At 63.0% G+C, this 21712-nt stretch carries 19 protein-coding genes; 14 read left to right on the top strand and 5 right to left on the bottom strand.

Translation table 11 applies throughout. The features are described 5' to 3' along the window. The first annotated feature begins 86 nt into the window (after nt 1-86). The 10 genes from VVD49_RS10950 (at nt 87) to VVD49_RS10905 (ending at nt 9878) form a co-directional block, all read left to right on the top strand. On the top strand, nt 87-1052 hold the full coding sequence (locus VVD49_RS10950) for a dialkylrecorsinol condensing enzyme (RefSeq protein ID WP_327599216.1): 966 nt from the start codon (nt 87-89) through the stop codon (nt 1050-1052). Then, entirely contained in the window at nt 1042-2175 is a 1134-nt protein-coding gene (locus VVD49_RS10945; protein ID WP_327599215.1) for a beta-ketoacyl-ACP synthase III, read from the top strand. The genes VVD49_RS10950 and VVD49_RS10945 overlap by 11 nt, the downstream gene beginning before the upstream one ends. Nucleotides 2176-2186: 11 nt before the next feature. Beyond that, nucleotides 2187-2582 (top strand): DarG family dialkylresorcinol biosynthesis protein, encoded by a 396-nt coding sequence (locus VVD49_RS10940; protein WP_327599214.1) that lies wholly within the window; start codon nt 2187-2189, stop codon nt 2580-2582. Beyond that, nucleotides 2579-3595 (top strand): BtrH-related acyltransferase DarH, encoded by a 1017-nt coding sequence (gene darH / locus VVD49_RS10935; protein ID WP_327599213.1) that lies wholly within the window; start codon nt 2579-2581, stop codon nt 3593-3595. The genes VVD49_RS10940 and darH overlap by 4 nt, the downstream gene beginning before the upstream one ends. Further along, a complete protein-coding gene (locus VVD49_RS10930; protein ID WP_327599212.1) occupies nt 3595-4518 on the top strand; it encodes an ABC transporter ATP-binding protein in 924 nt (307 codons plus the stop codon). The genes darH and VVD49_RS10930 overlap by 1 nt, the downstream gene beginning before the upstream one ends. Then, nucleotides 4518-5699: an ABC transporter permease gene (locus VVD49_RS10925; protein WP_327599211.1), complete on the top strand. Its 1182-nt coding sequence runs from the start codon at nt 4518-4520 to the stop codon at nt 5697-5699. Before VVD49_RS10930 ends, VVD49_RS10925 begins: the two co-directional genes overlap by 1 nt. 6 nt (nt 5700-5705) lie before the next feature. Next, on the top strand, nt 5706-5993 hold the full coding sequence (locus VVD49_RS10920; RefSeq protein ID WP_327599210.1) for an acyl carrier protein: 288 nt from the start codon (nt 5706-5708) through the stop codon (nt 5991-5993). Between the two features lie 203 nt (nt 5994-6196). Further along, on the top strand, nt 6197-7948 hold the full coding sequence (locus VVD49_RS10915; protein ID WP_327599209.1) for a beta-ketoacyl synthase N-terminal-like domain-containing protein: 1752 nt from the start codon (nt 6197-6199) through the stop codon (nt 7946-7948). Between the two features lie 239 nt (nt 7949-8187). Continuing rightward, complete coding sequence (locus tag VVD49_RS10910) at nt 8188-9225, top strand: zinc ribbon domain-containing protein (RefSeq protein ID WP_327599208.1); 1038 nt, start codon at nt 8188-8190, stop codon at nt 9223-9225. Between the two features lie 44 nt (nt 9226-9269). Then, nucleotides 9270-9878 (top strand): hypothetical protein, encoded by a 609-nt coding sequence (locus VVD49_RS10905; protein WP_327599207.1) that lies wholly within the window; start codon nt 9270-9272, stop codon nt 9876-9878. A gap of 74 nt (nt 9879-9952) precedes the next feature. Here VVD49_RS10905 and VVD49_RS10900 read toward each other — a convergent pair whose 3' ends face one another. From VVD49_RS10900 to metG, 4 genes are all read right to left on the bottom strand, one after another. Beyond that, on the bottom strand, nt 9953-13087 hold the full coding sequence (locus VVD49_RS10900; RefSeq protein WP_327599206.1) for a sensor domain-containing protein: 3135 nt from the start codon (nt 13085-13087) through the stop codon (nt 9953-9955). A gap of 552 nt (nt 13088-13639) precedes the next feature. Beyond that, a complete protein-coding gene (locus VVD49_RS10895; RefSeq protein WP_327599205.1) occupies nt 13640-14242 on the bottom strand; it encodes a peroxiredoxin in 603 nt (200 codons plus the stop codon). Between the two features lie 145 nt (nt 14243-14387). Then, a complete protein-coding gene (locus VVD49_RS10890) occupies nt 14388-14675 on the bottom strand; it encodes an acylphosphatase (protein WP_327599204.1) in 288 nt (95 codons plus the stop codon). A 28-nt stretch (nt 14676-14703) separates the two neighbouring features. Then, nucleotides 14704-16782: a methionine--tRNA ligase gene (gene metG / locus VVD49_RS10885; RefSeq protein WP_327599203.1), complete on the bottom strand. Its 2079-nt coding sequence runs from the start codon at nt 16780-16782 to the stop codon at nt 14704-14706. Between the two features lie 175 nt (nt 16783-16957). On the opposite strand from metG, the gene VVD49_RS10880 reads away from it, so the two are divergent. Further along, nucleotides 16958-18742, top strand: coding sequence for an ATP-binding response regulator (locus tag VVD49_RS10880; RefSeq protein ID WP_327599202.1), 1785 nt, complete (start codon nt 16958-16960; stop codon nt 18740-18742). Here the strand turns inward: VVD49_RS10880 and VVD49_RS10875 are convergent. After that, a complete protein-coding gene (locus VVD49_RS10875; protein ID WP_327599201.1) occupies nt 18733-19125 on the bottom strand; it encodes a YkgJ family cysteine cluster protein in 393 nt (130 codons plus the stop codon). The two genes, VVD49_RS10880 and VVD49_RS10875, sit on opposite strands and share 10 nt — an antisense overlap. A 177-nt stretch (nt 19126-19302) precedes the next feature. Here VVD49_RS10875 and apbC point away from each other — a divergent pair, with 177 nt between their 5' ends. The 3 genes from apbC to VVD49_RS10860 all read left to right on the top strand — a co-directional run bounded on the left by apbC (nt 19303) and on the right by VVD49_RS10860 (nt 21667). Continuing rightward, nucleotides 19303-20394, top strand: a complete 1092-nt coding sequence (gene apbC / locus VVD49_RS10870) for an iron-sulfur cluster carrier protein ApbC (protein ID WP_327599200.1) — start codon at nt 19303-19305, stop codon at nt 20392-20394. 211 nt (nt 20395-20605) lie between these two features. Beyond that, nucleotides 20606-21175 (top strand): dCTP deaminase, encoded by a 570-nt coding sequence (gene dcd / locus VVD49_RS10865; RefSeq protein WP_327599199.1) that lies wholly within the window; start codon nt 20606-20608, stop codon nt 21173-21175. Between the two features lie 6 nt (nt 21176-21181). Then, complete coding sequence (locus VVD49_RS10860; RefSeq protein WP_327599198.1) at nt 21182-21667, top strand: glutaredoxin domain-containing protein; 486 nt, start codon at nt 21182-21184, stop codon at nt 21665-21667. Nucleotides 21668-21712: the final 45 nt, after the last annotated feature.

The following is a 21712-nucleotide window of genomic DNA, read 5'->3' as shown; positions in this document are numbered from 1 at the left end:
TGAAATCCCGGCCAATCACTGGCCCTGAAACCGCCTCCCACTGCTGATAGCAGCGCTGATACGGCGGTCGAAACAGGTCGAACCGAATGTCATCTCCAAACGCTGCCAAACGCGTGCTGGTCATCAACTACTCGCAGAGCGGGCAACTGTCACGCATCGTCGAGCGCATCATCGCTCCGTTGAAAGACGCGCCCGGCATCAGCGTGCACGTGGAAACCCTGCACCCCAGCAAGCCATTTGCCTTTCCCTGGTCCATGCGCGGCTTTCTGGATGCATTTCCCGAATCGGCCCTGCAACTACCGGGCACACTCAAGCCGCTGAGCCTGAGCGGTGAAGAGGATTTCGACCTGGTGATCCTGCCCTACCAGGTGTGGTTTCTCGCGCCCAGCCAGCCTGTCGTGGCGTTCATGCGCCACCCGGTCGCTCACAAGCTGTTGCGCGGCAAGCCGGTCGTCACCGTGATCGCCTGCCGCAACATGTGGATGCTGGCGCAGGAAAAGATGAAATTGCTGATCGCCACGGCCGGCGGGCGCCTGATTGACAATGTCGCGTTGACTGACAACGCCTCGACGCTGGCCACACTAGTGACCACCCCTCTGTGGGTGCTGACTGGCAATCGGCAGGTTCTCAAGTCACTGCCGCCAGCCGGCGTCAGCGAACACGACATCCTGCACACAACGCGTTTTGGCAAAGCCTTGCGCGACGCCCTGCATGAAGGCAGCGAGAAACAGAGTGCGCCTCTGCTGAGCGGCCTGTGCGCGGCGAAAGTGAACCCCAACCTGTTCGTCAGCGAAAAGGCCGCGACACGCAGCTTCTTCATCTGGGGCCACATCCTGCATGCGGCTGGCCCGGCCGGCTCGGCCAGACGTGTGCCGCTGTTGGCAATCTACTCGCTTTTTCTCGTGGCCATGGTGTTCACAGTTGTACCATTGAGCCTTGTGCTTCAAGCCATTCTGCGCCCCCTACTGGCGTCGCGCCTGGCGCGTATGAAGCAGTCGTTCGAACAGCCTTCGGGCTCTGATTCAACCCGCATGTCCCGCTATGACCTCTGACGTTTTCATTACCCGTACCGCTTCTTTCCTGCCTCACGAACCCGTTTCGAACGACGAAATCGAGAATGTGCTCGGCATGATCGACGGCAAGCCCTCGCGGGCGCGCCGTCTGATCCTGCGCAGCAATGGCATCCAGAGCCGCCACTACGCACTGGACCGCACGACGCGCGCGCCATCGATGAGCAATGCGCAGATGACGGCCAATGCCATTCGTGGCCTGGGCGATGTCCGCCAGATCGACTGCCTGGCGACAGGCACCTCCATGCCGGATCAGTTCATGCCCAACCATGCAGTGATGGTGCATGGCGAACTCGGCTGGCCACAACTGGAAGCGGTGGCGTTCTCCGGCATCTGCGTGTCCGGTGCCGCAGCACTGAAATATGCCTGGCTGAGCGTCAAGGCCGGCAACGCACGCCGCGCCATTGCCACGGGCTCGGAGCTTTGCTCGCCAGCCTTGCGCGGCGAGTTCTTCCAGGCCGAGAACGACTACCAGATCCGCGCACTGGAAACCGCGCCACAGATCGCCTTCGAAAAGGACTTCCTGCGCTGGATGCTTTCCGATGGCGCGGGCACCGCCCTGCTCGAGTCGCAGCCCAGTGGCCCGCTGTCACTACGCGTCGAATGGATCGACCTGTCTTCGGCAGCCAACCAGCACCCCGCCTGCATGTACCTCGGTGCCGAGAAGAATGACGATGGCAGTCTGCGCGGCTGGTTCAACTACTCATCAACCGAATGGGCCGAGAAATCCATTTTCGCCGTCAAGCAGGACGTGAAGCTGCTCAATGAGAACGTCATTCGCGCCACGCTCAAGGACCCGCTTGCCGCCATCAAGGCCAAACGTGGCTTGCGTGCTGACGACATCGACTGGTTCCTCCCGCATATCTCCTCGATGTACTTCGCGGAACCCGTTGCCGACGGGCTCAAGGCCATCGGCCTGCCCATCCCGCGCGAACGCTGGTTCTCCAATCTGACGAGCTGCGGCAATACCGGCTCGGCCTCGCCCTACATCATGCTGGATGAGCTGTTCCGCTCCGGCCGCATCGAGCGCGGGCAGAGAATCCTGATGTACATCCCCGAAAGCGGACGCTTCTCGAGCGCCTTCGTCATGCTCCAGGCCGTCTGAGCCACGCGCCGATGGAGACCAAGGACGTCCCGCAGGACAACAACCCGATACTTGGCGGCTACCGCAAGGGCATGTACGCGCGCGATGCCTCCGGCCGTATGGTGCTGGTGCCGTCCAACGGCTGGGAAGTCGAGGAGATCGTCACCTCCGACGCGGTCGAGCAACTGAACGAACAGGCTGCCGCAGCGCGTGTGCGTGTCGAGGCCGGCCTCGCGGCGCCACTGGAATACTGGATGTATGCGCGACGCATGGACCTGACCTTGCTCGCGCAAAGCACCGGCCTGTGGCGCTGGCGGGTGAGCCGGCACCTGCAGCCCGCGCACTTTGCGAAACTCTCGGCCGCCTTGCTGCAGCGCTATGCCGATGCGCTCGGCATCAGCCGCGATGCGCTTACGAAATTGCCATGAACGCCCCCGCCCCACTCATTGCCCAGACCGCCGCGCAATTCGAACACCAGCACGCCGCACATTGCGAAAGCGGTGTCATGGCCAACCTGCTGCGCCACCACGGCGTGCATGTATCCGAACCGCTGGTGTTCGGCCTGTCGTCCGCACTGTCATTCGCCTATCTGCCCTTCATCAAACTTGGTGGATTGCCGCTGGTGGCCTATCGCATGCCACCGAAGGCCATCATCAAGGGCTTGCAGAAGCCTTTCGGTATCAGCTTCCGCTTCGAGACTTTCCGCTCGCCCGAAGCGGGCCAGCAACGACTCGATGCGCTGCTGCGGGAACAACGCGTGGTCGGCTTGCAAACATCCGTGTACTGGCTGCCATACTTTCCCGAGGACATGCGTTTCCACTTCAACGCACATAACCTGCTGGTGTATGGCAAGGATGGCGACGAGTACCTGATCAGCGATCCGGTCGGTGAAGATCCAGTGCGCTGCGCGACGGCTGACATGAATCGCGCACGCTTCGCCAAGGGCGTACTCGCCCCCAAGGGGCTGCTCTACTACCCGCAAAGCATCGCACGCACCGACGTAGCCTCGGAGGATGTGCTCAAAGCCATCCGCAAGACAGCCAGGATCATGCGGGCGCCGATCCCCTTGTTCGGGGCGCCGGGCATGCGTACGCTGGCGCGCGCCATCGAACGCCTCAAGCCGGAAGGCAAAGACACGGGACACTTCATCGGCCATGTCGTCCGCATGCAGGAAGAAATCGGCACCGGCGGTGGCGGCTTTCGTTTTCTCTACTCGGCTTTCCTGCAAGAAGCTGCCGAGATTACCCAGCGTCCGGCGCTGGCAGGCTTCGCCGAACAGATGCTGGCGATTGGTGACGACTGGCGCGCCTTCGCACTGGCATCGGCCCGCATGCTGCGAGGTCGCGACCCGATGCAGCCACGTGCCATCGGAGCCCTGTTACGCAAGCAGGCGGACGCCGAATCACTGTTCTTCCGCGACTTGAGCAAGGCTGCGAGCTGATGCTGCAGATCACCGATCTGGGCTATCAGTATCCACACAGCAACAAGCCCGCCCTGGATGGCATCTCGCTCAGCGCCCGCCGCGGCGAAGTGCTCGGCCTGCTCGGCCCCAACGGCGCGGGCAAGACGACGCTGATTTCCCACCTGGCCGGGCTACGGGCCATCCAGCGCGGCAGTATCCTCGTCGATGGCGTACCGCTTGCCGAGATGCGCGCTGAGGCGCCGACGCGCATCGCCGTCGCGCCCCAGGAATATGCCTTCTACCCGACGCTCAGCGTGCGCGAGAACCTGCAGTGTTTCGGTGCCGCCTCGCGCCTCGGTAGCAAATTGCGCGACGAGCGCATCGCGCAGAGCCTTGCTTTCGCGCAACTCGAACGCTTCGCCGACACGCGCGCCGAGCGTCTGTCGGGCGGACTCAAGCGTCGCCTCAATCTCGCCATCGCCCTGCTGCCCTCGCCAGCGCTGGTGCTTTTCGACGAGCCCACCGTGGGCGTTGACCCGCAATCGCGCGCCTTCATCCTCGAGGCTGTGAAAACACTGGCCCGCGAAGGCACGGCCGTCATCTACACGACGCACTACATGGAAGAGATCGAGGCCATCGCCGACCATGCCTTGATCATGGATCACGGCAAGGTCTTGCGCGACGGCACGCTGACCGAGCTGCTGGCGGAAGGCGCTACACGCTTGCGCCTGATCGTCGGCAACATGGAGGCGACCGCGGCTTGCTCGCTGCTGGCCAGCCTCGGCACGCCGCGCATGGAGGGCGAGTACATCGTCGTGGCGCTGAACCCCGGCGTGTCTCCTGCTGCAGCCATCAGTGCAGTCGAAAATGCAGGCGCATGCATCGAGCAGCTCGACTACGGCCACTACAACCTCGAACATCTGTTCATGGCGCTGACCCAGCGCTCGCTGCGAGACGACTGATGCCGACGCGCGTACAACTGCTCCTGCTCGGCGCCCTCATCCGCAAGGAACTGACGATCCTCGTGCGCGATGCGCATGCGCTTGCCTCGCTGTTCCTGATGCCTATCATTTTCATCGTCATCATGTCGCTGGCGTTGAAGGACATCTACAACCCGCCCCTGTTCGGCCGCGCTTATGCGGTGGACGTACAGGACAAGGGACCACTGGCAGCCGAGCTGATGAAACGCTGGGTCGAGATGCATGGCGAGCCGCGAGCGCTCCCCGCCGATCCGACCGAGGCCTTGCGGCATGGCGACCTGCGCTATGTCATACGCATCGAAGAAGGCTTCTCACAAGTTGTCTCGGCGCCGGGCACACCTTCCGGCGTACAGGTCCACCTGATCGCAGATCCGGCGTTGGAGATCAGCCTGTTCCGCGCCACTGAAGCCGAGCTGTCCGCACTGGTCGGCGAGATTCGCGCGGAAGCGCTGCAGGATCGCTTTACCGGCATGTCCACCAAGGGCGGCCAGGCGATCCGGCTGCTCGTGAAAACGGAGCGCCTGACACTGAGCCTGCACCCCACGGCGGTACAACAGAACGTACCCGCCTGGCTGATCTTCGGCATGTTCTTCATTGTCAACGCCATTGCCAATCTGCTCGTACAGGAGAATGACAACGGCACGCTCTCGCGCTTGCTGACGCTAGGCGTATCGCCAGGCATCCAGCTCTTGTCCAAGGGCCTGCCGTATCTGCTGGTGAACGGTCTGCAGGCGGCGCTGATGCTGGCCGTGGGCGTGTGGTTGATGCCCTTGCTGGGCGGCGATGGCCTGTCTCTCTCGCATATCCACTGGGGCTCGCTGCTATTGCTGCTCGGCTCGCTGAGCATTGCCGCCGTCGGCATGGCACTGGCTCTCGCCAGCCTGATCCGCACGCATGCTCAGGCCAGCACGCTCGGCCCCATCATCAATGTGTTGATGGCCGCGCTTGGCGGTGTCATGGTGCCACGCTCCATCATGCCTTCGGCCATGCAGACCCTGGCCGGGTACTCGCCGATGAACTGGGGGCTGGAAGGCCTCATGGCGGTATTGCTGCGTCACTCGAGCCCGAGCGAGATCATGCAGCCGGTGCTGAGCCTCGCCGGCTTCGGCGCTGTCATGCTGGTCGCCGCCGTCATCCTTTTCAAACGCCGCACCCGCCAGTAAAGCCCCATGCAAACCAACCTCTCCGTTTTTGTCGCTGAACTGCTCGCCCTGGTTCTCGACGCCAGCGAGAAGCCCGTGCCCAACGGCGGCATCACGGCAACCGAAGTACTCTTCGGTAATGCCTCGCGCCTGCAACTCGACTCGCTCGATGCGCTGCAGATTTCAATGGCCATCCAGAAGGCCTACGGCATCCGCCTCGCCGACAGCAAGGACACGCGGCGCGCCATGATGTCACTGGAGTCTCTGGCCAAATACCTGCTTGAGCGCGGCGCGACCCCCAAGACTGCAAGCTGACACGCATGACAGACCTGTGCTGCCAAGGCAGGACCGGCCACGCATGATTGCGTGCTATCGGCGCACAATCTGCGCGAGCCACTGCGCGTCAAACCCGACGTACAGAGACGGCATCTCGATACACCACCCACGCGCCTGCAAGCACAGCCTGCGCTGACGACCGCCGCCCTTGCATGCTTCATCGCGACCATGACAACAGCCCCATGAATTCCCCGGCCCAGCCTCCACTCCCCCACGTTCATATCGCCGGACGCGGCCTCGCTTGCGCCCTCGGCAGCGATCTGGCGGAGAGCGTTGCGGGATTGGCCAGCGGTGGCTATCCGGCCCGGCTGACTGAAACAGCGCAAGGCGCGATTCCCTGTTTCACGATGGAGCCGCCTGCGCCCGACACATCCGCAGGCTGGAATGCGCGCGCCCGCGAAATCCTCTGCCGGGTCGTACGCGAAGCCGGCGGCGACACGATCCGCCACGCACCGCTGTTCATTGCGAGCTCGTCCCTGAACATGGGCGCCATCGAGCGCGGCCAGCCATTCCGCATGGACATGCAGTCCGCAGCCGAAGAGATCGCGAGGTGGCTTGAGTGGCAAGGCCCGGTGCACTGGATCTCGACGGCCTGCACCTCCTCGCTCAATGCACTGATCACGGCCGGCCGCATGATGCGCAGCGGTTACTGTGACGATGCCCTCGTGCTGGGTGTCGAACTCGCCAACAACTTCACCCTGCAGGGTTTTGCCGCCATGCAGTTGCTGTCGGCCAGCGCAGCCCAACCTCTCGGTGCAACACGCGACGGGCTGGTGCTCGGCGAAGCCGTGGCTGCCATACGCCTGAGCACTGCGCGGCAGCGTTGGGCCTTGCTGGGTGGCGCCAGCGTCGTCAGTGACAAGGATGCAACCGGTGCTTCGCAGGAGGCGGTGGTCTCCTGTTGGCAACAGGCATTGCACGCCAGCGGCCTGGGCACCGACGGCTCGGTCGATGTACTCAAACTGCAGGCAGCAGGCAGCCCCGGTAACGACGCGATCGAGCTGGCCGCCGTCGATGCCACGTTTGTGTGCCCACCTGCTCTCACCAGCCTCAAGGCATACATTGGTCACACGCTTGGCGCCTCAGGCGCTGCCGAGATCGCATTGCTCACCGCAAGCCTCGAAGCCGGCGTGTGGCCGGCAGTTCGGCACGCGCAGGACGCTGCTCTGGCACATGGCCTCAGCAAGGCGGCCCCGGCAAGCGTCGCGCGGCTGCTCGCCAGCATCGTCGGCTTTGGGGGCAGTCACGCCAGCGTGGTCCTGCAGGACAGTCATACCGAGCCTGAGCTGCCGCCTGCTCATGCAAGCTCGCCTGCCAATGCCTGGGAAATCTGCGGGCGCAGTGCTTCGGCCTTGGCCGAGGACTGGCAACAGCAACTCATCAAGCGCCTTGGCCAACGGCCACGGCGGATTGGCGCCTGGGCGGAGGCCGGCCTGCATGGCGCCCTCGAATGCATGCATGCGGCAGGCGAAGTCACGCTGCCGGCCGGGGATCTTCTGCGCATCACCAGCCTGTATGGACCGATGGCGGCCACCCAGCAGACGCTGCAAACAATCCGCGAAGACGGCATGGCAATGCCATTCGGCTTTCTGCAAAGCCAGCCCGGCCAATTGCCGGCCATTGTTGCCCAGGCTTTGCAATGGCAAGGTGATGCGCGCATCGCCAATCAGCGCTCCCCGCTCTCCGTGCTGGAAACCGCGTGTTGCGAGGCAGGGCCGCAAGGCATGCTGATCGGCTGGCTGGAGGAAGCACGCGATGCCGCCAGCGCCCCCGGCGGTCAGAGCGGCGCGCTACCCGCATACAGTTTCTGGCTGCGTCTGCGCCCCGCAACGCCAGATGCGCACCTGACATTTGCCCCGGTCACAGCAGACGACCTGCAAAGCTGCCGTTACCTGCGCCTCGGCACACAGGGCCTCGAATGCGCATTTGCATGAGGATTTGCGCGGGCGATATGCATTTTTTTATTGCCAGGACGTTAGTATCGCGACGGTGTAGCCTGTCGCCCCCCGACCGGCACTGAGTTTGCAAGCTGCACCGCCGGAGCTCCGGAAGTCGGCTCCGCGCTGCCTGCCGTAGGGCTTGAAGACCGAGCCGACGAGCGCAGGGATAAAATCATCAATTTTCGTGTCTCACGGCCGTCTACTGAAGAGATGACCAGTTCAAGGAACTCAGAATGATCGTTTGCACCGCCTGTACCGCAGAAAATCTGGATGGCGAGACCATTTGTCATGCCTGTGGCGGCAACCTGCCGACACCCGTCATGGTTGATTGCGTCGTCTGCGCCGCGCCGGTCAAGCAAGGCGCCAAGTTCTGCAAACGCTGCGGTTCGGCCCAACCGGAGGACAAGGCCGCCCCTGATGCAAGCGCGGCGCCAGTCAAGCCAGCTGGCCGCCGGGCCCAGGCAGAGGAAGATGACAACGAGAAAACCGTCATCCTGACGCCCCAGGCACGCGAAGCCATGATGGCGCAGGTCAAGGCTTCTGCGCAGCGCACGCAAGCCCCGGCCCCGACGCCTGCCGCAAGCCCTGTTGCCGTCGAAGCCGATGTGGCAAGCCTGTTTGCACCGGCACCCACGCCAGCCCCTGCGCCCGCGCCGCGCACCGAAGCAACGCCTGCACCTGCAGCCAAGCCCCGCGAGCCGGGTGCTGCACCCACGATGTACGAGCTGGCCGCCGCGCAACAACAGAAAAAGGCAGAAGCCAAACCCGCCGCTGCACCGAAGCGCAACTACGTGGCGATCGGTCTGGGCGCAGGCGCCTTTGCCGTCGCAGCGCTGGTGAGCGCGCTCTTGCTGATGAGTGGCCACTCCAACGAAGAACCAGCACCGCTCGCCAGCGACGCCTCCTTGCCGCAACCCGAGGCATCTACACCTCCGCCCGTTGCCACCACCCCGGCGGCGCCAGCGCCAGAAGTGTCAGCCCCGGTAGCCGCCGCGCCCGAACAATCGGCAGCCGTTGTGCTGCAGCCGCCACCACCAGTCGTGACTGCAGCGCCACCAGCACGCCCTGCTGCTGTCGCAGCTGAACCAGCGACGGTGCCGCCTCCCGCTGCGGCAGCTGCAAGCTCGAGCGCTCCACCGGCAAATACGGCAGCCGCCAAGCCTGCTGATGCAGCGCCCAAGAAACCCAAGGCGACCACCAGCAAGCCAGACGCGTCGGCCGCCAAGCGCAAGCAGGCCGAAGAGGCTCTGCAGCGCCTGTTGAATCAATAGTCACATCACTTAGTCGAACACCGATGATCAGGAGTCCCCTCAAAATGCAAATGAAGACAACCAGCGCGCTTTGCGCCTTGGCCATTTCCATCCTTGCCGGTTGCGCCACCAGCGGCGACGAAGCGCCCAAGACGGCCCCCCCTCCTGTCGCACCAGCGCCTGCACCGGCCGTGGCCAAGGCCCCTGCCCCGATTGATTCGACGATCGCCTGGCGTCAAGGCAAGGAACAAGACCTGGCCGAAGCCCGGTCGCTTGCCTCGAAAGCTCAATCCATGAAGATCCCTGTCGTGGTGAAAACGGGACGGGCGCAAAAGCGCGACGAGGCCTACAACAAGACGGAACAGCTGGACGCAGTGAAGAACGTCACCCTGAGACCGCTGGCGCTCGACAAGATCGGCAAGAACGACAAGATCTGGGCGGAAGTCATTCGCCAGATCGGCAAACATGCCGCGCAAGCCAACGTGCACGAACCACAGCAGATCCTCGTCAGCGTGACCAAGGGCACGAAGGCCCGCGTGACCCAGTGGATCAACGAGGGCGTCACTTCCGCCAACAATGGCCAGAGCCCGGAAATCCAGGTGTTCGAAACCACCCAGACCAAGGACGCAGCGGTCTTCTATCAGCCGCAAGACCAGAAGCAGTTCTTGAATTGATGCCGGGCCGACCTGGCCAGCAGATATGACAAAGGGGCCAACGGCCCCTTTTTTCATGCGGCAAGGTCAAGGAACTAGGCTGACAGCGCAACCACCTGCAGCTCACCCAGGCGCACGCCGGTCCCCTGCCCCAGCACACGCGTGAACACTTCGTGTGTCACAGGCGGACAGAAGAAATACCCCTGCGCCGTGCGGCAGCCTTCGCGAATCAGGAAGTCCACCTGCGCCCGCGACTCGGCGCCTTCGGCCACCACGTCGAGCTTGAGGCTCTTGCCCATCTGGATGATGGCGCGAACGATGGCAGCGTCATCCGGATCCTCGACGATGTCACGCACGAAGCTCTGGTCGATCTTCAGGCGATCGACCGCGAAGCGCTTGAGGTAGGACAGTGAAGAATAGCCCGTACCGAAATCGTCGATCGATAGACGCACGCCCAGCGCCTTGAGACGCTGCATGGTGTCGAGCACGTCTTCAGCATGCTGCATGATGAGCGACTCGGTGATCTCGAGCTCAAGATGCTCTGGCGCCAGGCCGGTCTCGGCAAGAATCTCGCGCGTCGTTGCCACGATGTCATCGCGACGGAACTGCAGCGCTGAAATATTCACTGCGACAGCCACATTCGGGAAACCACCCTCCTGCCAGGCCTTGGCATGCAGGCATGCCTGACGCATGACCCAGCGACCGATCGGCAGGATGAGACCAGACTCTTCCGCGATAGGGATGAAGCGCCCCGGTGGCACGAAGCCCAGCGCTTCCGACTGCCAGCGGATCAGCGCTTCGGCGCCAACGATGGCACCCGTGGCGAGATCGATCTGCGGCTGGTAGTTGAGCAGCAACTCGCCGCGATCCAGCGCCTGGCGCAAGTGGTTTTCCAGCTGCAGGCGCTCCAGCGCATTGGCATTCATCTGCTCGGTGAAGAAGCGGTACGTATTCCGTCCGCTCTCCTTGGCGTGGTACATGGCCGTGTCGGCGTTCTTCATCAGCGCGTCGGCATTGCGGCCATCGTTCGGATACACCGCGATGCCGATCGAGAACGAGGTGCCCAGCGTGTGGCCGTCGACATCGAAAGGCTCGGAAAGACGACGCAGGATTTTCTCGGCAATGCGCGCAGGCACGTCGGCATCCGTCAGGTCAGCGAGCACGATCAGGAATTCGTCACCGCCCTGGCGGCAGATCGTGTCGGTGTCGCGCACACAGTGCCCAAGGCGCTCGGCAACAGCCTGCAGCAGACGATCGCCCGCGAGGTGGCCCAGCGAGTCGTTGATGGTCTTGAAGCGATCCAGATCGAGGAACAGCAGCGACACCATAAGGTCGCTGCGCTCGGCGCGACCGAGGGCCTGTTCGAGTCGATCCTGGAACAGCGTGCGGTTCGGCAGCGTCGTGAGCGGGTCGTGATGCGCGAGGAAGGCGATGCGGGCCTCGCTGGCCTTGCGCTCGGTGATGTCGGAGAACACCGCGACGAAGTTGGTGACGGTGCCGCTGCGATCGCGCACGGCACTGATCGACAGCCAGCCCGGAAACTCCGTGCCATTGCTGCGCCGCTGCCAGGCTTCGCCTTGCCAGGAGCCCTGCTCCTCCGTGAGGTTCCACATGGCGGCGAGTTGCGCGTCATTGACGCGACCCGAGGACAACAGGCCGGGCGTCTGGCCGATGGACTCGCCCGCGTCGTACCCCGTCAGATCGGTGAAAGCACGATTCACCGACAGGATGTGGCGATGCGCATCGGTAATCATGATGGCCTCGACACTGTTGTCGAACACCGTTGCGGCAAGGCGCAATTCTTCTTCGGCGCGACGCTGCGCCGAGATGTCGGACATGGTGAACACCACCGGATGCAGACCCGTGCGTTCGTCGCGCGGCAAGGGTTCGGCACGCGCCACGAACCAGATGCGCGAACTGTCGCGGCGCTCGACACCGACCACAGCCGAAGTCGAACGCCCCGAGCGCATGGCGCGCGCCCCGGGCAATTCGTCGATCGGACAGGGTGAGCCGTCCTCGTAGAAGTAACGCAGGCCCATCGGATCGTAAAGCGGCGGGAACGCCTCGCCCGGCGCCAGGCCGTAGGTGCGGCGCGCTGCGGCATTGGCGATGATGACCTGGCCCGATGCGTCGCGCATCACCACGCCTTCGCGCATCGCCGCGAGGATCAGGCGCATGCGGCCTTCGCTCTCACGCAGATCAGCCTCGGCATGCTTGCGCGCCGTGACGTCTTCGATGACCTCCATGAACTGGGTCGAACCCAGGCGACGTGTCTTGACGATGGACAGGGTCAGATTGACCCACACCGTCTCGCCAGTTGCGCGCAGCAGGCGCTTCTCCATCGAGAATTTCTTGTCGCTACCGAGCACCAGCTGGTCGAGCAGGCGCTCGTTCGACTCCACGTCGTCCGGATGCGTCAGCTCGCGGAAATCCTTGCGCAGCAATTCTGCTTCCGTGTAGCCGGCGATCTCGCAATAACGCAGATTGACGCGCAGCAACTGGCCGGTGATCGAACACAGGCCCATGCCCACCGCCGCCTGCTCGAAGGCGCTGCGCAGACGCGCCTCACTGTCCTCCAGCGCTGCTTCCGATGCGCGGTGCGCGGTAATGTCGATGAAGATGCCGCGCATGCCGATCACATGGCCGCGTGCTCCCGTCACGAGCGTACGCAGATCGCGTACGAAAATTTCGGACCCATCGGCATGGAGCATGCGGTATTCGCATTCGTGCGAAGCCGCTGCACGGAACTGGGCCCGCAGGAAGGCCATTGCGACATCTGCATCCTCGGGGTGCAGACGTGAGCGCCAGAAGCCGGAACGCCTCCAGCTATCGAGATCGAACCCCAGGAGGCGCTCACCCGGTGCTGACACGTAGGTGAAGCAATCCGAGCCGACGTCATATTCCCAAGCCACCACATTGGTGCCTTCGACGATCAGGCGGTAACGCAATTCGGAAATTTCCAGCGCGCGACTGCGCGCGTGCAACTTGCCAACCTGGTTGCGATAGAGCAGTGCCGCTGCCAGCAGCAGCACAAAAGCCCCGAGCACGACCAGGCCGATAAGCCCGGGCGCCACGCTGTCAGTCACCACGCTCTGCGCCGCACAGTCGAACGCCGTCAGACTCCCCGTCAACGCGCAGGACAGGGTCGACACGAAGCGGACCACGCGGTGGCCCGCAGAACTGATGGAGAAGAGAGGCGCAAACGCTGTGCGCGCAGGCATTGACGTCATGGACCCTGGCTTACCTCCCGTTCACAGCGTGCCGATTGGAAAACCGGCAAACAGAGATGCTTGAGAATCATTGAAACGACACGCCGGCAAAACGCTCCGGCACGACATTCCATTACGGCATTCGATACGACGTCTACAGAAACGGTGCGGCGGCACTACGTCACGAAGACAACTACATACGACCCGTCGATGCGGAATGGGCATGCATTCGCATCAGCGTCGTACAACCCCTGCGGCCTGCTTCAGCCTGTATGTGTTTTGCGCAGCAACAAAATACTCCGGCGATCATGCTGCGCGAGTGGCCGCGCCTGCCGGATGGCCGCATGCGCAGCATACCTCATCCCTAAAGCATTGATTTGGCGTTGCATTGCAACATCGCGACAGAACGCACACCCAGCCATCCAGTCGCCAGACTGACTGTAACAATCAACGGCGCGACATGGAAAACTTGAACAGGGTCCACAAAACGAAACGCCCGCACAGGCTCTACAAGAGCATATGCGGGCGTTGCGGGCGGGTGGTCCCGGCCGGCGCGCTTGCCGGCTCCAGCGATTACAGCGCGCTGGCGTTTTCTGCCAGATAGGCTGCCACGCCTTCCGTCGACGCGGTCATGCCCTTCTTGCCCTTCTTCCAGCCGGCTGGACAGACTTCGCCATGCTCTTCCGTGAATTGCAGCGCATCGACAACACGCAGCATCTCGTCGATGTCGCGGCCCAGCGGCAGGTTGTTGACGACCTGATGCTGAACGACACCCTCCTTGTCGATCAGGAAAGAGCCGCGGAAAGCCACGCCAGCCTCGTCGAACTCGACGTCGTAGGCCTTGCAGATTTCGTGCTTGATGTCAGCCACCAGCGGATAGCCGACCTGGCCGATACCACCCTTGTCGACCGGCGTGTTCTTCCAGGCCAGGTGGGTGAATTCGGAGTCGATCGACACGCCGATGACTTCAACGTTGCGGCTCTTGAACTCGGCCAGACGGTGATCGAAAGCGATCAGTTCCGACGGACAGACGAAAGTGAAGTCCAGCGGGTAGAAGAACAGCACGGTGTACTTGCCCTTGGTGTGCTCGGACAAGGTGATGTTCTTGAATTCGTTGTTGCCCAGAACGGCAGTCGCGGTGAAATCAGGGGCTTTTTTACCAACCAGCACAGCCATGATGGTTCCTCTCTCTTGTCAGTCAGGGATATTGCGGGAAAATCGTTCGGGAAAAATTTCCGGACAAGTGCAGGACGCATCCGGCTGGATGACTCCGCCTCAGGGCTGCGGGGTCAAACGGGAGCGCATTGTAGATAACAATTGCCTAGACGGTGGGCAGTTGCGCGAACGCGTCATGCCGCTCGCTAGAGTCTTCGACCTCGATGCCATCGACCCGCGCCCCGGCAGGGCCCTTCCCGGCCCAATGAATCATCGCTGCCACGGCCGCGTTGGGCCCGCAGACAAGCGCTTCCACCGAACCGTCACGACGATTCCGTACCCAGCCGCCAAGGCCCAGGCGGCGCGCCTCTTCGACCGTGCTCCAGCGAAAGCCCACACCTTGCACGAGGCCCCTGACGATCAGCCGCCGCGCCACTATGTCATCAATGCTCATGGCCGCATCTCCGTCAGGGACTTCCGATTTACTTCACGCGCATGCCGGGCTGCGCGCCGCTGTCTGGCGACATGATGAACAGGCCGGGCACTTCGCCGGACTCATCCGAAGCGGCGAGCACCATGCCCTCGCTCATGCCGAACTTCATCTTGCGCGGCGCGAGGTTGGCGACCATCACCGTCAGCCGCCCGACCAGCAGCGCCGGATCGTAGGCGCTCTTGATGCCGGCGAAGACCTGACGCGGCTTCTCTTCGCCGATGTCGAGCTGCAGCTTGATGAGCTTGGCGGCGCCTTCGACGTGCTCGGCTGCAACGATCTTCGCAATGCGCAGATCGATCTTGCCGAAGTCATCGATGCTGATGAACTCGCCAGCCTCTGCTGCAGTGTCGGCAGGCTTGGGTGCAGCAGCCTTGGGCTCGGCCTTGGCGGCTGGCTTGGCCGGTTCAGCCGCTGCGGCCTCCGGCAAGTCGAACAACTTGTCCATGATCTTCGGGTCGACACGCGTCATCAGATGCTCGTAGGTGTTGATCGCCACCAGCGGCGATTCGTCATTCCAGTCCTCGAAGCTGCAATTGAGGAACTTGCCAACCTTGGCTGCCGTCGCCGGCATGATGGGCGCGAGCATCGCGGTGAGTATGCGGAAAGCATTCAGCGCAACGCTGCAGACTTCGTGCAGCTCGGCTTCCTTGCCTTCCTGCTTGGCCAGCTCCCACGGTGCGTGCGCGTTGACATATTCGTTCGTGCGATCAGCCAGCGCCATGATTTCGCGAATGGCCTTGGAGAACTCGCGCTCGTCCAGGTAAGTCTTCACGCCAGCCTTGGCGTCGCGCAGGGCGGCCAGCAGCGCCGCGCCTTCTGCGGCAGGCGATTGCGAAAGCTTGCCTTCGAAGCGCTTGGTGATGAAACCGGCGCAGCGGCTGGCGATGTTTACGTACTTGCCGATAAGGTCCGAGTTAATGCGCGCAACAAAGTCTTCCGGATTGAAGTCCAGGTCTTCGACGTTGGCATTCAGCTTGGCGGCGATGTAGTAGCGCAGCCATTCCGGGTTCATGCCGATGTCGAGATAGCGCAGCGGGCTGATGCCGGTGCCACGCGACTTGCTCATCTTCTCGCCCGACACGGTGATGAAGCCGTGCACGTAGACGTTGTCCGGCACCTTGTAGGGCTTGCCGGCGAAATGCATCATCGCTGGCCAGAACAGGCAATGGAAATTGACGATGTCCTTGCCGATGAAGTGCACCTGACGCGTTGCCGGGTCAGCAAGGAAGGCCTCGAAGTCGCCGCCAGTCTTGCCAAAGTAATTCGCGAGACTGGCGAGATAGCCCACCGGCGCATCCAGCCACACATAGAAGTACTTGCCCGGTGCATCCGGAATCGGGATGCCGAAGTACGGCTCGTCGCGCGAAATATCCCAATCGGATAGGCCGCTATCGCTCGCCAGCCACTCGTTGGCCTTGTTGGCAATCTGCGGCTGCAGGCGCCCGCCCTGTGTCCAGCCCTTGAGGAATTCCACGCAACGCGGATCGGACAGCTTGAAGAAGAAGTGTTCGGAGTCGCGCAGCTCGGGCGTCGCGCCGGTCAGCACCGAAACGGGATTCTTCAGGTCAGTCGGCGAGTAAACCGCGCCACACACTTCGCAGTTATCACCGTTCTGGCCGGGCGAACCGCACTTCGGGCATTCGCCCTGGATGTAGCGGTCCGGCAGGAACATGCTCTTCACCGGATCGAAGAACTGCTTGATCACCTTGCGGTCGATGAAGCCCGCTTCGCGCAGCTTGCGATAGATGTCCTGCGACAGGCGCGTGTTCTCGTCCGAATCGGTCGAGTGCCAGTTGTCGAAACTGATGTGGAAGCCGTTCAGGTATTGCGGACGCTCGGCAGCGATACGGCCGACCAGCTGCTGCGGCGTGATGCCTTCGCTCTCGGCCTTGAGCATGATCGGCGTGCCGTGCGCGTCGTCGGCACAGACGAAATGCACTTCGTGACCGACCATGCGCTGCAGACGCACCCAGATATCGGCCTGGATGTACTCCATGATGTGGCCGATGTGAAAGGAGCCATTGGCGTAAGGCAGTGCGGTCGTGACGAAGAGCTTCTGAAGCGACATGAGAGATCCGGAAAACGCTGTTTAGCCCGCGATTCTACCAAACGGCGCAAGCGAAACCGCTGCACTCAAGGATTGAGCCAGGCGTGAGGGCTGCTCCGGCTGCCCGAATATCCATCTGGTGCCTTCGAGGATATGAATGCACCATCGATTCAATTCATCCCGACCGCACAAGCACATGGCGCAATCCGCCGACCCCGCTGCGTCCGCGAGCTTGTCCGACAAGCATTTGCGGGCAGAACAGATCGAGCTGCTGTTCACGCACGGCCCGTCGCTTCTGCTGGGCAATACGCTCGGTGTCATCAGCGTGACCTTGATGCTGTGGCAGGCCTTCGAACTGCATGTGTTGCTGATGTGGCTAGGCGCCATTGCCGTACTCACCTTGGCGCGCATCGCCATGGTCACGGCCCACAACGGCCGCTGGCGCAATCGTTTGTCTACCGACGCCTGGGGTGTGCTGTTCATCGCAGGCGCCGCGCTGTCAGGTATCGGCTGGGGCTGCCTAGCCTACATCACATCCAATACCGACCCGCTGACGCTGGCGGCTATCGGCATGATCCTGGCGGGTCTCACCGGTGCTGCCGCGCCGGCGCTGGGCACGCTCTATCTGGCTTACGTGTTGTACGCCCTGGCGGCGCTCATCCCCTACGCCGTCCTCTGTTTCACCCAGTCTCATCCCCTCGCCTTCGGCATGGGCTTCATCGCCGTCAGTTACTTCCTGTGCACGCTGATTTTCGGCTGGGTGAACAATCGCTTCACCAAGGGCAGCATCCGTCTGCGCTTCGAGAATCACGAGCTGCTGCGCCAGCTGCAGGTACAAACCCAGGCGGCAGAGCGCGCCCGTTACTCTGCCGAAACCGCCAATTCCGGCAAGACGCGCTTTCTTGCCGCCGCCAGCCACGATATGCGCCAGCCGCTACAATCGATCAGCCTGCTGGCCGATGCGCTACAGGCCGAGCCGCTGACGCCCGCGGCAGAGCGCCTGCTGGCCAGCATGCGCGAGGCCACGACCAGCATGGGCGAGCTGATGGACGAGTTGATGGACTATTCGCGCATCGACAGCGGCACGCTGCAGGCCGAGTTCCGCTCCTTCAATCTCGCACCGCTGCTGATCCGCATCGAAGCCGAATTCGCGCCACTGGCCGCGCAGCGCGGTCTGCGCCTGCATATCCGCCATCGGCCGGTACGCGTGCTGTCCGACCCTCGCATGGTCGAGCGCATCCTGCGCAACCTCGTCTCGAACGCGGTGAAGTACACGGCCAGCGGCGGCATCCTCGTGGCGTGCAGGCCGCGCGGCAAGCATCTGCGGCTGGAGGTGTGGGATTCCGGCATCGGCATCCCGATGGACAAGCAGGATGAAGTCTTCCGCGAGTTCTACCAGCTCGACAACCCCGAGCGGGATCGCCGCAAAGGGCTCGGGCTGGGCTTGGCTATTGTCGACGGCTTGGTCCGGCTGCTCGGCCAACGCCTGGAATTGCGCTCCATCGAGGGCAAGGGTTCGGTCTTCTCGGTCGCGCTGCCGCTCGACACAACGCAGCAGGCCAAAACGGAAATCCTGCGGCCGGAGCTACCCGTGCTGCCGCAAAACATCAGCCGCGTGCTGGTGATCGACAACGAACCCATCATCCAGCAAGCCATGTCGGCCCTGCTGGCGGCCTGGGGCTGCAAACCCATCGCAGCGGAGTCGCTGGAAGACGCGCTGGCGCAGCTCGATTCGGCGCCCGACGCCATCCTCGCAGACTACCGCCTGCTCGAAGGCCGTACCGGCATCGAAGCCATCGAAGGCGTGCGCAAGCACTTCAACGTCGACATTCCTGCCGCCGTGATCACCGGCGACACAGACCCGCATCGCCTCGCCGAGGCACGCTCCAGCGGTTTCCCGCTGCTGCAGAAACCGACCCCCAGCGGGCATCTGCGCGAAGTCCTGTCGACCCTGCTGCAGACCACGCCGGCTCACCCCTGAGCTGTTGGCTTGTCCTGCAGGGGCGCCAAGCCAAGCCGCGCGCGGCCGGCATTGCAGCGCGGGTTCACCGTGCCATCCGCTTCATGCGTGTCGAACTCGCGGCACGGCGTCGGCCTGTTCAAATAGATACCGCAGGCCACGCATTCGCCGGGCTTGCCTTTCAACGCCACGCAGCCCAGCGCCTGAGGATGCGTGCCACGCATGGCGCGCAATACCGGCGTGACCTGCACGGTCAGGTCAGCAGGCACGTAGCCACCGGGCGCGTCATCGGCCTCACCCCAGTAGAACGACACGCGATAATCCGTGCAGCACGCGCCGCAGTTCAGGCAGGAATTGTCGTTACGGCCGTCCTCGACGGGCTCGACGTGACCGGCTTCGGTCATGCCGAGACGCTCGGGCCCCTGGACGGGCAGGCTCTGGCTTCGTAAAAGCCCGTGCTAAACTTGACCAAATCAATCAACTATTAACCCCCTACGGACAAGGCTCCTGATCTGCTTTGCGGCAGACGCGTGCCTCGCCTCCCGAACCCGCTATCGCGGCCATCTGCCGCACGAAGGACCATGATTTTATCCGATCAGCAATTGCTCACTCTTCTCGGCGAACAGATCGATCCGAACACCGGCAAGAGCTACGGCGAAGCCCGTGCGATCCGCTCGGTTCGCATCAATGATGGTTCTGTGGAAGTGACCGTCGAACTCGGCTACCCCGCCAACAGCCAGCATCTACCCATCGCCCAGCAACTCGAAAAGGCCGCGCTGGCACAAGACGGCATCCGCACCGCCACGGTCATTGTCAGCTCGAAGGTCGTCGCCCATGCCGTGCAAGGCAATGTGAAGCTGTTGCCGAATGTGAAGAACATCATCGCAGTTGCCTCGGGCAAGGGCGGCGTCGGCAAGAGCACGACCGCCGCCAATCTGGCGCTGGCACTGGCGCAGGAAGGCGCACGTGTCGGCTTGCTCGACGCCGACATCTACGGCCCGAGCCAGCCACAGATGCTGGGCCTGGCTGGCCAGCAACCGGAATCCGATGACGGCAAGACCATGAAGCCGCTGCTCGCCCACGGCATCCAGGCCAACTCGATCGGTTTCCTCATCGACACCGAACAGCCCATGGTGTGGCGCGGCCCGATGGCAACCCAGGCGCTGCGCCAGCTGCTTACAGAAACACGCTGGGACGACCTGGATTACCTCGTCATCGACATGCCCCCCGGCACTGGCGACATCCAGCTGACCCTGGCGCAGACAGTACCCGTCACTGGCTCCGTCATCGTCACCACACCGCAGGACATCGCCCTGCTCGACGCCCGCAAGGGCCTCAAGATGTTCGAAAAAGTCGGCATCCCCATCCTCGGCATCGTCGAGAACATGAGCATCCACGTCTGCTCGAACTGCGGTCACGCCGAACACATCTTCGGCGCCGGTGGCGGCGAGAAGATGTGCGCCGACTATGGCGTGCCTTTCCTCGGCAGCCTGCCGCTCGACATCCAGATCCGCGAACAGGCCGACTCCGGCGCTCCGACCGTCGTCTCGGCGCCCGACAGCCCGGTCGCCGATGCCTATCGCGGCATCGCTCGCAAGGTGGCAATTGCCATCGCCGAGAAGCAACGCGACCTGCGCCACAAGTTCCCGACCATCGTCGTGCAGAACACGTAACGCACGCGTTTGATGCCGATACCGCGCGGAGCCGTCACAAACCGGTAAAATCCGCGTTTTCCAAAGTCAGAACGCGTGAGAAGAGGAGCGAGCGCGCGGTTGGCCAGGCGGTTCGCGCAGAGCAGTGCTGAGGCACGGCGAGCGAACCAATAACGCCAGCCGCGTGCGCAGCCCTCTTTTCACGCGTTCTGTAGTGAGAGGCGACAAGAACGTGAGCATCAAGGCAGACAAATGGATTCGCCGCATGGCGGAACAGCACGGCATGATCGAGCCCTTCGAGCCCCAGCTCGTGCGCGAGGCCAATGGCGCCAAGATCGTGTCCTACGGCACCTCGAGCTATGGCTACGATATCCGCTGCGCTGACGAATTCCGGGTGTTTACGAACATCAACTCGACCATCGTCGATCCGAAGAACTTCGATCCCCAGTCCTTCGTTGAAGTGTCCGGCAAGGGTTACTGCGTGATCCCGCCGAACTCCTTCGCGCTGGCCCGCACGGTCGAGTACTTCCGCATCCCGCGCTCGGTGCTCACCGTCTGCCTCGGCAAGAGCACCTACGCGCGCTGCGGCATCATCGTGAACGTCACGCCATTCGAGCCGGAGTGGGAAGGCTACGTCACTCTGGAGTTCTCCAACACGACCCCGCTGCCCGCCAAGATCTACGCGGGCGAAGGCTGCGCGCAAGTGCTGTTCTTCGAATCGGACGAAGTCTGCGAGACTTCGTACAAGGATCGCGGCGGCAAGTACCAGGGTCAGGTCGGCGTCACGCTGCCGAAGATCTGAACGCCAGTGCGACCTCTGATCGTCCTGCTCTCTGCTTGCCTGCTATTGACGCAGGGCCTGGCGGAAGCTGCGGTATATAAGGTGATCGGCAAGGATGGCAAGGTCATCTATACCGACGAGCCGCCGGCTGACGGTACGAACGCAAGAGAGCTGCGTGTCCAGAGCTACTCCGGCCCGGCGCAACAGGGGAAACTCAGCGCACAAGAGGATTGGCAAGCCATTCTCAAGCGGCCGGCAGCCAGCAATTCAGCGCCTCCGCCTGTCGTCATGTACTCCACTGACTGGTGTGGCTACTGCAAGCAGGCGCGCCAGTACATGCGGGCCAAGAACATTGCTTTCAGTGACCGGGATGTCGAAAAGGACAAGTCGGCACAGGCGCAATACGCAAAACTGGGGGGTCGCGGCGTGCCGTACTTCGTGATCGGGCGGCTGACGCTCGCGGGCTTCAGCCAGGACTCTTTCGACGCTACTCTCCGCGACGCGCAGAAGTAGCCATTCCTTCATGTACGCGGAGTATCATCCGCGCCTTGTTTCGCT

Source organism: Uliginosibacterium silvisoli, from assembly GCF_036017035.1.
In the GTDB taxonomy this organism is placed as follows: domain Bacteria; phylum Pseudomonadota; class Gammaproteobacteria; order Burkholderiales; family Rhodocyclaceae; genus Viridibacterium; species Viridibacterium silvisoli.
This window is presented reverse-complemented; position numbering and strand designations above follow the sequence as displayed.

Excerpts from the sequence above, each read along its gene's own strand:
- VVD49_RS10950 (WP_327599216.1), top strand. The coding sequence starts at position 87 with ATGTCATCTCCAAACGCTGCCAAACGCGTGCTGGTCATCAACTACTCG.
- VVD49_RS10945 (WP_327599215.1), top strand. The coding sequence starts at position 1,042 with ATGACCTCTGACGTTTTCATTACCCGTACCGCTTCTTTCCTGCCTCAC.
- VVD49_RS10940 (WP_327599214.1), top strand. The coding sequence starts at position 2,187 with ATGGAGACCAAGGACGTCCCGCAGGACAACAACCCGATACTTGGCGGC.
- darH (WP_327599213.1), top strand. The coding sequence starts at position 2,579 with ATGAACGCCCCCGCCCCACTCATTGCCCAGACCGCCGCGCAATTCGAA.
- VVD49_RS10930 (WP_327599212.1), top strand. The coding sequence starts at position 3,595 with ATGCTGCAGATCACCGATCTGGGCTATCAGTATCCACACAGCAACAAG.
- VVD49_RS10925 (WP_327599211.1), top strand. The coding sequence starts at position 4,518 with ATGCCGACGCGCGTACAACTGCTCCTGCTCGGCGCCCTCATCCGCAAG.
- VVD49_RS10920 (WP_327599210.1), top strand. The coding sequence starts at position 5,706 with ATGCAAACCAACCTCTCCGTTTTTGTCGCTGAACTGCTCGCCCTGGTT.
- VVD49_RS10915 (WP_327599209.1), top strand. The coding sequence starts at position 6,197 with ATGAATTCCCCGGCCCAGCCTCCACTCCCCCACGTTCATATCGCCGGA.
- VVD49_RS10910 (WP_327599208.1), top strand. The coding sequence starts at position 8,188 with ATGATCGTTTGCACCGCCTGTACCGCAGAAAATCTGGATGGCGAGACC.
- VVD49_RS10905 (WP_327599207.1), top strand. The coding sequence starts at position 9,270 with ATGCAAATGAAGACAACCAGCGCGCTTTGCGCCTTGGCCATTTCCATC.
- VVD49_RS10900 (WP_327599206.1), bottom strand. The coding sequence starts at position 13,087 with ATGACGTCAATGCCTGCGCGCACAGCGTTTGCGCCTCTCTTCTCCATC.
- VVD49_RS10895 (WP_327599205.1), bottom strand. The coding sequence starts at position 14,242 with ATGGCTGTGCTGGTTGGTAAAAAAGCCCCTGATTTCACCGCGACTGCC.
- VVD49_RS10890 (WP_327599204.1), bottom strand. The coding sequence starts at position 14,675 with ATGAGCATTGATGACATAGTGGCGCGGCGGCTGATCGTCAGGGGCCTC.
- metG (WP_327599203.1), bottom strand. The coding sequence starts at position 16,782 with ATGTCGCTTCAGAAGCTCTTCGTCACGACCGCACTGCCTTACGCCAAT.
- VVD49_RS10880 (WP_327599202.1), top strand. The coding sequence starts at position 16,958 with ATGGCGCAATCCGCCGACCCCGCTGCGTCCGCGAGCTTGTCCGACAAG.
- VVD49_RS10875 (WP_327599201.1), bottom strand. The coding sequence starts at position 19,125 with ATGACCGAAGCCGGTCACGTCGAGCCCGTCGAGGACGGCCGTAACGAC.
- apbC (WP_327599200.1), top strand. The coding sequence starts at position 19,303 with ATGATTTTATCCGATCAGCAATTGCTCACTCTTCTCGGCGAACAGATC.